This window comes from Pinirhizobacter soli (assembly GCF_015905305.1).
Lineage (GTDB): Bacteria > Pseudomonadota > Gammaproteobacteria > Xanthomonadales > Rhodanobacteraceae > Pinirhizobacter > Pinirhizobacter soli.
Map to the genome: position 1 here is coordinate 26,389 of NZ_JADZLQ010000001.1, position 10,406 is coordinate 36,794.

Annotated in this window: 8 protein-coding genes; 2 read left to right on the plus strand and 6 right to left on the minus strand. The window is 65.9% G+C overall.

Going from position 1 to position 10,406, the window contains the following annotated elements; genetic code table 11:
- Window positions 1-9 precede the first annotated feature (9 nt).
- On the minus strand, window positions 10-795 hold the full coding sequence (locus tag NDK18_RS00110; RefSeq protein WP_250626708.1) for an RNA polymerase sigma factor: 786 nt from the start codon (window positions 793-795) through the stop codon (window positions 10-12).
- 56 nt (window positions 796-851) lie between these two features.
- Here NDK18_RS00110 and NDK18_RS00115 point away from each other — a divergent pair, with 56 nt between their 5' ends.
- Entirely contained in the window at window positions 852-1,451 is a 600-nt protein-coding gene (locus tag NDK18_RS00115; protein ID WP_250626709.1) for an ATP-dependent Clp protease proteolytic subunit, read from the plus strand.
- A gap of 16 nt (window positions 1,452-1,467) precedes the next feature.
- On the opposite strand, the gene NDK18_RS00120 is transcribed toward NDK18_RS00115, so the two are convergent.
- The 4 genes from NDK18_RS00120 to NDK18_RS00135 are packed head-to-tail and all read right to left on the minus strand — an operon-like array spanning window position 1,468 to window position 8,841.
- Window positions 1,468-3,456 carry a preprotein translocase subunit SecA gene (locus NDK18_RS00120; protein ID WP_250626710.1) on the minus strand — a complete coding sequence of 663 codons (1,989 nt, stop codon included), beginning with the start codon at window positions 3,454-3,456 and terminating at the stop codon, window positions 1,468-1,470.
- Entirely contained in the window at window positions 3,449-5,593 is a 2,145-nt protein-coding gene (locus tag NDK18_RS00125) for an efflux RND transporter periplasmic adaptor subunit (protein WP_250626711.1), read from the minus strand. The genes NDK18_RS00120 and NDK18_RS00125 overlap by 8 nt, the downstream gene beginning before the upstream one ends.
- A gap of 3 nt (window positions 5,594-5,596) precedes the next feature.
- Window positions 5,597-7,444, minus strand: coding sequence for a GAF domain-containing protein (locus NDK18_RS00130; protein WP_250626712.1), 1,848 nt, complete (start codon window positions 7,442-7,444; stop codon window positions 5,597-5,599).
- Complete coding sequence (locus tag NDK18_RS00135; protein WP_250626713.1) at window positions 7,441-8,841, minus strand: TolC family protein; 1,401 nt, start codon at window positions 8,839-8,841, stop codon at window positions 7,441-7,443. Before NDK18_RS00135 ends, NDK18_RS00130 begins: the two co-directional genes overlap by 4 nt.
- A gap of 338 nt (window positions 8,842-9,179) precedes the next feature.
- On the opposite strand from NDK18_RS00135, the gene bamE reads away from it, so the two are divergent.
- Entirely contained in the window at window positions 9,180-9,494 is a 315-nt protein-coding gene (bamE, locus tag NDK18_RS00140) for an outer membrane protein assembly factor BamE domain-containing protein (RefSeq protein ID WP_250626714.1), read from the plus strand.
- 60 nt (window positions 9,495-9,554) lie between these two features.
- On the opposite strand, the gene NDK18_RS00145 is transcribed toward bamE, so the two are convergent.
- Window positions 9,555-10,271 (minus strand): hypothetical protein, encoded by a 717-nt coding sequence (locus tag NDK18_RS00145; RefSeq protein ID WP_250626715.1) that lies wholly within the window; start codon window positions 10,269-10,271, stop codon window positions 9,555-9,557.
- Window positions 10,272-10,406: the final 135 nt, after the last annotated feature.

A 10,406-nucleotide genomic window follows, 5' to 3' on the forward strand; every position in this document is an offset into this window, starting at 1 on the left:
TTGACGTCGTTACGCCAGCTCGGTGAAGGCCTCGCCAAGAGGTACCCATGCAACCGGCCCGTCGCTGGTCTGGATCATCAAGGCCAGGTGATTGTCGATCTGAACCATCTGCGTCCTGGGTGGCTGGGCTGTACCGGCAGGGCTGCGGTGCATGGCCTGCGCGGATGCCTTCATCGCCTGCGGCCTGGCGACGCGAATCACCGCGACCAGCCCCGCCGGGTTGCGCTGCGCCAGCGCCAACTGGCACAGCGCGAACAGGCAGGATTGATCTTCGTTTACCGGGACCTCCGCAGGACGGGCCTGGCGCAGGCGCTGCAGCATGCGGCGTAGTTGCTGACGCGACGCCTCTTCGGTACGCCCCGCCAGCGTGCCGAGTTCGGCATGGCTCCAGTCAAAGACTTCGTGCAGCAACACGGCCGCCACGTCACCGGCCGGCAGGGTGTGGACCAGATGGCGCAGCGCCTGTTCGACATGCTGCGCCTGATCAGCCAGGCGCTCCGGCGGGTTACCGTCAAGGTCCGGAGTCCAGTCTTCGGCAACCTGGCCCAGGACACCCTGGTAGCGGCCGTGTCGACGCCATGCGTCGATGCACAGGTTGCGCAGCACCGTGACCAGCCAGGCTTCCTGGCTGACGGTGGTGTGTGGCACCCCTCCGTCGGCCACGCGCAGGAAAGCGTCCTGCACCAGGTCTTCGGCCTCGCCACGATCGCGCAGCCAGTGTCGCGCCAGTGAGATCAGCCGCTGGCGCAGTGCCTTGTCGTCGGCCAGGGGATGCAGATCGGGCAGGAATGTCACGGGGATGGCCACTCGTTCGTCTATCCAATGAACTTATCACAAAGGAAATTCTTTCGATGTTTGCCAACGATCCGGACTCTGCCACCCAGCCCGTCGCGTCACAGAACAGCGCTTTCCTGGAAGAGAAAGCGTTCCGCGCCCGCACCGTGCTGGTGTTCGGCGCCGTCACCGATGTCGTTGCGTCCGAGACGGTGCGCCGCCTGCTGGCGCTCGACGCCGACTCTGAAGCGCCGATCGACGTGATTGTTTCCTCCCCCGGCGGCCACCTGGAGTCCGGTGATGCGATACACGACGTGCTGCGTTTCATCTCTGCGCCCGTCAATATGATCGGCACAGGCTGGGTAGGTAGCGCCGCCACCCATCTCTACCTCGGAGTACCGCGCGAGCGCCGTTTCTGCCTGCCGCAGACGCGTTTCCTGATCCACCAGCCCAGCGGCGGCGCAGGCGGCCCCGCCAGCGACATCGCCATCCAGGCCAAGGAGATCATCAAGGCGCGCCAACGCATCGCCCAGGTCATCGCGCGAGAAACCGGGCAGCCGATCGAGCGCGTGCTTGGGGACATCGAGCGCGATCTATGGATGTCCGCGGAGGAAGCGGTGACCTATGGCCTGGTATCGCGCATCATCGTGCGGCGCAAGGAACTGGCCGGAAGCTGAAAACGAAGAATCGCTCTTACTTTCTGGTCCTGCCCACGAACCCTGATGCCCGCACCCACTCCGCGTCCCTGCGGGTGGTCTGCACCCGCTGCTTGCGGTAATGGCGCTCGGCCCGGTCCTGCACGTAGGTGACCCAGCGCCGGAACCAGCGCTCGCTGTAGCGCATGTCGCGGATCAGCAGGCCGATCAAGCGGCGCCCTCCGGCGGGGGAGAAGTGCCGGAACAGGTCGTCGTCAACGCTGATGATGGCCTCGGTGGTGCCCGGATCACCCTGGCGCGCGCTGCGACCGAACAACTGCCGGTCGACGCGCGCCGATTCGTGGAACTCGGTAAGGATCACGTGCAGGCCGCCGCTGTCCTCGACCTCTTTGGCCAGCTTGATGTCGGTGCCACGCCCGGCCATGTTGGTGGCAACGGTGATGCGTCCGGGCTGGCCGGCGTCGGCAACGATCTCCGCTTCGCTCTTGTCTTGTCGCGCATTGAGCATGATGTGCTCGACGCCTTTGCCCTCGAGCAGCCGAGCCAGCGTCTCCGATGCCTCGACCGACCGCGTCCCCACCAGCACGGCGCGGCCCTCAGCCGCGAGCTCCATCGCGCGTCGCGCCACCTCGCGCCACCGCTGCTCGCTATTGGCGCAGATACGGTCGGCCAGGCGCCGGCGACGGCTTATCTTGTGGGTGGGAATACGGGTGACCGGCAAGCCATAGGTCTGCTTCACCTCGGTGGCCACTTCCTGCGCGGTACCGGTCATGCCGCTCAGCAGGAGATAGCGGCCAAAGAAGCGCTGGTAGGTGATCTGCGCAAGGGTTCGCCGCTGCCCGGTAATCTCACAACCCTCCTTGCACTCGATCATCTGATGCAATCCGCGTTCCCAGGTGCGGTCAGGCATCACGCGCCCGGTGGACTCATCGACGATCTGCACCTTGTCCTCGGCAAGGATGTAATCCTGGTCGCGCGTAAAACAGTGCACGGCGGACAGCGCCTTCTGCACGAACTCGTCGCGCCATAGCGGCGACCGCCACAGGCCGCCGAACGACGCCGTGAGTTCCCGCACACGTTGCCGGCCTGCCTGGGTCAGCCAGATGTCGCGCCGAGCGCCCTTGATGTAATCGATGCTCGCTCGAAGCGTCTGCGCCAGCTCCACGGACTGCGCATAGATCCCTGGATCAAGGTCATCGGGCAAGGTCTCGGAAATGATCAGCGGCGTACTTGCCTCGTCGATCAGCACGCTATCGGCCTCATCGATGATGGCAAAGTGCAATCCGCGCAGAATCGGTGGCTCGCCGCGCGCGCCGCCGGCCAGTTCACGCAACCGCTGCTGGGTCAGTGAAATCTCCCCCAGCGCTATGCAGTCCTTCAGGTAATCGAACGTCAGCTCCTTGTTCGACACATAGGCGATGTCGCAGGCATACGCATTGCGCCGATCCGCCACCGCCATGTCCTGCAGCACCACGCCCGCACTCATGCCCAGAAAGTCGAACAGCGGCCGGTTGTGTTCCGCATCGCGTTCGGCCAGGTAGTCATTCACCGTCACCACGTGCACCGCCGCGCCCGTCGCCGCCGCGGCGCAGGCGGCGAGGGTGGCGGCAAGGGTCTTGCCTTCGCCAGTGGACATCTCAGCCAGGCGTCCCTGCAGCAGGGCGCGGCCAGCCAGCAGCTGCACGTCGTGGTGGCGCATGCCCAGTGTGCGGCGGGAGGCTTCGCGGATCAGTGCGAAGGCCTCGGGCAGCACGGCGTCGACGAAGCCTTCCAGGCGCATGCGATGGGCAACTGCATGCAGTCGCTCGCGTATCTGCACGTCGGCGGCCGTGCGCGTTTCTTCCTCGAACGCCGCGGTCGCGGCGAGGAAGGCACGCACGCGGCGGCCGTCGAAGCGGGGCACGCTGTCGAGCATGGCACGCAGGCGGTCTTCCCAGGGCGAGCGCTTGGTGTCGAGCCGTTCCAGGTAAGGCCCATCGCCCAGCCGCAGGTCGCGGCTGCTCAACAGGGCGCGCACGTCAGACACCGAAATGCCCCAGGAAGACCTGCCGCAGGCGTCGCAGGCCCTGGCGCGCGAGCGACTCGCTGCCGTGGTCGAAGCGTACGTGCACGCGCTCGCCGAAGGGTGGCGCGGAGCCGGCGGGCAGGGCGATGTCCACGATGAACACGCGTTGCAACGTCTTCAGGCTGTTGCTGTCGTTGGGGTTGGTGGGGATGTTGCCGCCGCCGTTGAGGCCCAGCGCCGCGGTAGGAAGCTCCTCCACCGCGCCGGGAAAGCTGCGCACTACGGTGGAGTCGTGTTCGTCGCCGGGCGAATCGGCCAGGCGCAGCTGCACGCCCTCCAAGCGCTGGTGGACCAGGTCGATGTCGTCCTGCTGCACCACCACACGCACCATCAGGTCGCGCGGGGTCAGCACATAGCCCAGAAGCTCGCCCTTCTTGTAGTAGTGGCCGGGCATGTCTTGCGGCGTGGCGGCGATCAGGCGGCCATCGCCGCCGGCATGGCCAATCAGCCGTGCCGCACGCAGTTCGGCGCGCTGCAGTACTTCGCGCGCTTCCTGCAACTGGCGGCCACTGACCTGGGCCTTTACCGGATCGACGAAGGCATCGGCGTCGTAGCGCGCCTGCGCCTGGTCGAGCTTGGCCTGGTCCACCGCCAGTTCCGCCTGCAACTGCGGGTTGTCCATCAGGTACACCGGCTGGTCGCGCCGCACGGTCTCATCCGGCGTGATCATCCAGGTGTGGAAGAAACCGTTCTCCTGCGCGTGCAGCATGGAGCGGTCCGGCAGCCACACCACGCCCTGGGCACGTGTATACAGGGGCACCGGCACGAACAGCAGCACCGCCAGCAGGATACCTATGGCCAGGGCCGTGCGGCGATAGGCCCGGGCACGCACGCGGTGCAGGCCGCCGGCGGTGCGCAGGTGCTTCAGTCCCTTGCGGATCGGCATCACGATCAAGCCGAACGCGCTCCAGCACGCCATCACCACGCCGACGATGAAATATTTTCCCGCCACCAGGAAGATCACCGAGATCGTCACCGTGGTGCGGTAGAACCAGGCCAGCGGCGTATAGAAGAATAGCCAGCGCTGTTCTGCCGGCGTCTCGTCCGGTTTCACCGCATCGGTGGAGCCGAAAGCGTAGCGGTCCACCAGCCACGTCCACCAGGCCTGGCCGCGTTGCGCAAGGTTCGGCATTTCGATCAGGTCGGCCAGGATGTAGTAGCCGTCATAGCGCAACAGTGGGTTGCCGTTCACCAGCAGGGTGGAGACCCCGCCGATCACCATCACGTTGAAGGCCACCGCGCGCAGCACGCCCGGCTCCGCCGCCAGCCACGCATACAGCGCGAGCGCGGCCAGGAACAGTTCCACCAGCATGCCGGCCGCTGCCACCAGCGCGCGGCGGTATTTGGACGGGAAGGCGGCAGAGGAGGACGCCTCCACGTACGGTACTGGCGCGAAGATAAGGAACATCACTCCCAGCTCGCGCACCGAGCCACCCCAGCGCTTCACCGCGAAGCCGTGGCCGAGCTCGTGCAACAGTTTCACCACCGGATACACCGCCATCATCACCAGCAGGTTGCTCGACGACAGCACGCGGTCGGAGAGGTTGTGCGTCAGCTCGCTCCAGTGCTGCGTGGCCAGCACCATGGCGGGCAGCATCACCGCCAGCCACAACAGGGCGCCAATGGGGCCGAAACACCACGATACATAGGGTGCGAAGCGTGTAAGGAAGCGATCGGGATTGAGCAGTGGCAGCTTCAGGCTCATCGGGTTGAGCAGCCATTGCCGCACGGTTTCGGTGCGCTTGCGCTTGTGGCGATCCAGCGCCTCGGCCGAATCCGGCGCCACGTCGGTCTGCAACAGATCCGCGGCGTGCAGTTGCACCAAAAGGTCGATCACTTCTGGTTGCGTGCAGGCGTCGCGCGACTCCGAAGCGTTGGCGCGTTCCCACAGGGCCTGCACGGTCTGCCGGCCGTCCATGCCGGCGATGAAGGCATAGGCTGCGGTGGAGAGGCGATAGACACGGCCGCCGGTCTGGTCCTGCACCACGTACCAGGGCCGGCCACGGAACACCACTCGCTGCACGGTGGCGTACGGCATCAGCCGCGGCCGCAGTTGCGCCGCGCTATGCCAGGACGGGCTGAACGGACTGCGTGCCATGACCTAGAGGCCCCAGCTCCACAGGTTCAGGCGCAGCCAGTCGAACAGGCTATGGAGCAGCACCCAGCCAAGCTTGCGGTCGCCAGCGCCGATCTTGCCGATACCTTCCATGCCCGGCAGCAGCAATGGCGAATCCTGTTTCAGGCGCGCCTCGACGCGGTAGAAGTTGTGGCCGTCCTGCGCGGTCGCCACCGGCATGATCTTGGCGATGGTGAACGGCATGGGCTCACCCGCCAGGCCTGTCATCACCAATTCACCGGACTGGCCCGCGCGTACCTGGCCGATGTCGCGCTCATCCACCTGCAGGATGATCCGGTAGCTGTGCAGCGGAGCGATCTCGAACAGTTTCTTGCCCGCTTCCACCGGCGTGCCAACTTGCTGGCTCAAGTCACCGGTGACGACCACGCCGTCGTAGGGCGCCAGCAATTTCACCCGTGACAACTTGTCGTCCAGCAGGTCGAGCTGCGCCTGCGCCTCGCGCAGCTGGGCGCCGACCACCTGCATCGCGGTCTGGTCGTGGCCGGCCATGGCCTCGCGTAGCTTGTTGTCGTATTGATCGCGCTCGCTGGCCCACTTGGCGCGCTCCACGCGCAGGTCGTGGTCGTCGAGCTGGGCCAGCGGCTGGCCCTTGGCCACGATGTCGCCGGCGCGCACGAAACTGGCGGCCAGGAAGCCCTCGAACGGCGCGGCGGCGACGCGCTGGCTCTCGCCCTCGGTGACAGTCTTGGCAGACACGCGATACGACACCGGCAAGAACACCAGCAAGGCGAGCACCAGCGCCGCGGCCAGGGCACCTGCCTTCCACAGCAGATGGCGAGGACCCAGCAAGGCGGCCAGGAAGCGACGGCCTTCATCGCGCAGGCGCTGCCACGAACCGCGCTCGGCATCGACGCGCTGCGCGATCACCGGGGCAAGCAGGGCGCCGAAGGTTTCCAGCCATTTGCGTTCTTCTTCGCCGAATGGCGCGGGTGCCTCACGCTCGATCGTTACCACCGCAATGCATTTGGCCTGCTGCGTGATGGGTAGCGAGAGCAATCGCCCGGCGCCGGTACGTTGCAATAGCGCGGTGTGCGCGCGGAAGCTGTCGGGCGCATCATGCTCGGGCGCGGCCGCTTCCACTGGCTGGGCGAGATCACAGGCCTCGTTCATGGCAGCGGAGTACGCCTGCACCAGCGGCGAGGATTTCTCGAAAGTCGCCGCTTCCGACAGCGCCGTCAGTTTCACTTCGCCATGGCGCATCAGGCCGATGGCCACGCGCGTGCCGGCGAAGCGGCGGCGCAGTTCGTTGCTAAGGTCGAACAGGGCCTGCTGGAAACGCTCGTGGCGCAGCGCGATGGCGATGGCTTCGAGCACGCCCAGGGAACGGACGCTGGCCGCGAGTGCGGCGTCGTGCTCGCGCCGGATGAACAGGTTGCTGAGCCAGGCGCTGCCCCAATGCAGCTCGCGCAACAATCCAGGCAGCATTTCGTCGTTCGCGGTGAGTTCAAGCACCACGGAGCCGGCGATGCGGTCGTGCACTGCCAGCGGCGCGGCCACGTGCCACAGCCCGGCCGGTTCCGCGCAGGGTTGCACCACCACGCGACGGTCGGTGAGTGCGCGCTGCACTGCTTCGCCCATGCGCGCCATATCGCTATTGGCCTGGGGCCACACGGCAATCGGCACGTAATTCTGGCCGTCGCTGGACTCCACCAGGATCGCCGCCTGCACGATCAGCGGGAATTTGTCGCGCAGCACGGTAAGCCACGCGTCGCAGAATTCAGCCGAGGTGCGCGCGGCGACGAAGCGCGACCAGCCGTCCACAAGCAGGGGCGTGGGCGCTGAAGAATCGGGCAGGACAGGCAGGGCGTTCATCGCGGCGCGTGCTCCAGCTTGAGCGAAGCGGTAGCGTCGATGTTCGATGGCACGAAGCACTGATCCAGCTCGTCGACGTCGGCGATATTCAGGTCACCGAGCGTGGACTTGAGCTTGATGTAGGAGGTCAGCTGCTGGTAGCGCCCCTTGCGCATGTCGCGGCGGGAGGCTGCGATCTGCTGCCTGGCCGCGAGCGTATCGGCCTGGGTCTTCAGCCCGCGCTCACTGCCGCGCTCGGCCACCGCCAGGGCGCGTTGCGCGGAGGCGATGCCGATGCGTGCGGCATGGGCTTTGGCCAGGCCCGCGCGCCAGGCGAGAAAGGCCGTCTTCACGTTGAGGATGGCCTGCCGCCGCGCCGCTTCCAGGTCGTCGCGGGCCTTGTCGCGCAAGGCTAGCGCCTCGGCTACCTTGGCCGATTGCGTGCCACCGGAATAGATCGGTACGTTCAGTTGCAAGCCCACGACGAATGTGCGGATGCGATAGCCGACCTGGCCGGGGAAGTTGCCCACGTTCTGGTCGGTGTTGCCGTAGCTTGCCACCATGTCCAGGGTGGGCTGGTGGCCGGCGCGCTGCTTGCTGACCTCTTCCTCCGCGGCGACGATGGCGCGGGAGGCCGCGCGCAGGGCGGGGCTACTGGTGTCGATACGGGCCAGCCATGCCTCGAGATCGTCGCCGACCAGGTCAGGCAATTCGAGCTGGTCGTCCAGGTAGGGCTGTTGCAGGTCTTCAGCCGGGCCGACCCATTGCTCGAGCGCCGCGAGCTTGATCGCATGGTCGGCTTCCGCCGAAGCGGCATCGGCCGCAGCTTCCTCGTATTTGGCGTGCGCGTCGTCGGCTTGGGGTTCGCCTTGCGCGCCCAGCTCTGCGGCACGTCGGGAGATGTCCCATTGCGCGCGCAAGGCATCGCGCTGCGCGGTGGTGAATTCCACGGCATCGCGCGCTTCCATGAGGTCAAACCAGGCGGAAGCGAGCTTCTGGTAGAGCTGCTGCTCGGCGTCCTTGAGCTGGTATTGGGTCTGCTGCTCGACCTGCTCGGCCTGGTGCAGGCTCGCGGTATTGGCCGGGCGCCACAGCGGCTGGGTCAGGCTGACCTGGCCGGTGTCGCCGTGGTAGCGGTCGTGCAGGGTGCGGGTGACGGCGTCCAGTTCGTCATAGCGACGGCGATTGCCGTTGCTGGTGGCGGTGGCTGAGATCTGCGGCAACATCGCGCCAAAGGCCTCGCGCGTGCGCGCGTGCGAGGCATCCAGGCTGGCCTTGGCCGCGCGGTAGCCAGGTTCGCTGTCGTGGGCGATGGAGAACAGCTCACCGAGGGAGGTGACGGCAGGCGCGGCGACGGCGGGCAACGTTGCGAGCATGGCCAGGCAGAGCAGGCCCAGGAGCAGGGCGCGCCGCTGCATCGGCGACCTTCCGAAACCTGCGGCTGGAACTTGCCCCCTCGCGTGAATACTTTCGCGTCGCACCTCAAATCCTTTCGCTGCGCCGACGAGGGAGAGGCCGGTCCGTCATGGACCACGACGGCAGCGCCCGCACCGGAAACCGCACGGTGTGGACTGTCGCTTTCCAAAGATTTCCCCCTGACGCAGGGCATTTTGGCATTGGCCCCGGGGCATGCCAAGGGTTGTCTCGTTCAGGCTATTTCGTAATATCCTGCGATTTGCTCACCTCCCGTCGTGCGCTACCATGCGGCCTAATTCGCAAGCGCATGGCGCAGGCAGCGCCGGTCTCAGGGGGAGTCATGAAGCGCATCATGGGAGCGGTCGCACTGGCGACCGCCTTGGCCGGCTGTCACACCACCGGCCAGAAAATCACCAACTTAAGTCCGGACAGCAGCCGCGACCAGGTCGTCGCCACGCTGGGCCGTCCGGATGCCTTGGGCACGATGGGGGATTTCGAGGTCTATACCTATCTGGCACGGCATCGCTCGCGCGTATCGATGGCGCACACTGACTACACCGTGGTGATGAAGGACGGGCACGTGGTGCAGTTCGGGCCGGGGCTGGCTCGAAGGGAAGGGCTGCATGGGGTGGTGATCGTGCCGCCGGAGTCGTGAGCGGGGATGGCGCCAGGCTGATTCGCCGGGTTCGGGGGCTGGAGCCTGACCATGCTGTTCTTAAGGCGTATTCATCAATTGATCCGCGGATGTTCCGTCCGCGGTCTTCATGGATGCCGCGCAGCTATAGAAAGCGAAGTTGAAATCATCCAGATAGCAGGCGGGGCCATGGGCTGTTGCCTCAGGGGGGCGCGTATCCCCTATGCGCTTGAAGAGCATCTTGCCAGTGATTAGATTGAAATCCGTGTCGACCACGGCCGTTGTGTCGTGATCGGGTTCGCCACTGTTATCGGCCCGGTGCAACCTGACCCCGATAAGGCGAAGCCGGCCGTCCGCCTGGCGCTTGTACTGGTAGGCCCCCCACGCTCCACCTGTTGTCGATTCCACGCCAATGAACAGGCTGCCGCGTTCGATACGGACAGACACCTGGACATCGCTGACATCCGCAGCCCTGGTCACCGCTTGAACCCGCAGGCGCCCGTCTGCCTGGCGCGCAAGGAGAACCACCTGAGGGCCAAGCGTCGGACTTTGACGCTGGATGACAACGGCCTGTATATCACCTATGCCGGCAAGCTCGCCGGTAGCCAAACCAGTCACTTGGTCTCCACCGCCGGCGAGGAATGCCTTGAATGCATCAAGGCCCGCGAAAATTTTTCCAGGCTCGACGGCCGCAGGAGAGTTGTCGGCAAGCGCTGGACAGGCCAAGGCTGCGCCACTCACGAACAGTAGACAGGCCAGTCGTGGGAAAGCCAGCTTCGAACGACTCGTCGATGGCATGATTCATGTTCCATAAGTTGGCAAACAAGCAAAGCTCAGGTTACCAGCAAGGGTTGCCCAGGCACGCAAAAAAACCGGAAGACCCATCCGCCGTCCACGCGCGCCCGGTTAAAGGCGCGCGCGTAGATGGCACAC

Coding starts and splice junctions, on each gene's coding strand:
- NDK18_RS00130 (WP_250626712.1), bottom strand. CDS start 7,444: ATGAACGCCCTGCCTGTCCTGCCCGATTCTTCAGCGCCCACGCCCCTG.
- NDK18_RS00115 (WP_250626709.1), top strand. CDS start 852: ATGTTTGCCAACGATCCGGACTCTGCCACCCAGCCCGTCGCGTCACAG.
- NDK18_RS00135 (WP_250626713.1), bottom strand. CDS start 8,841: ATGCAGCGGCGCGCCCTGCTCCTGGGCCTGCTCTGCCTGGCCATGCTC.
- NDK18_RS00125 (WP_250626711.1), bottom strand. CDS start 5,593: ATGGCACGCAGTCCGTTCAGCCCGTCCTGGCATAGCGCGGCGCAACTG.
- bamE (WP_250626714.1), top strand. CDS start 9,180: ATGAAGCGCATCATGGGAGCGGTCGCACTGGCGACCGCCTTGGCCGGC.
- NDK18_RS00145 (WP_250626715.1), bottom strand. CDS start 10,271: ATGCCATCGACGAGTCGTTCGAAGCTGGCTTTCCCACGACTGGCCTGT.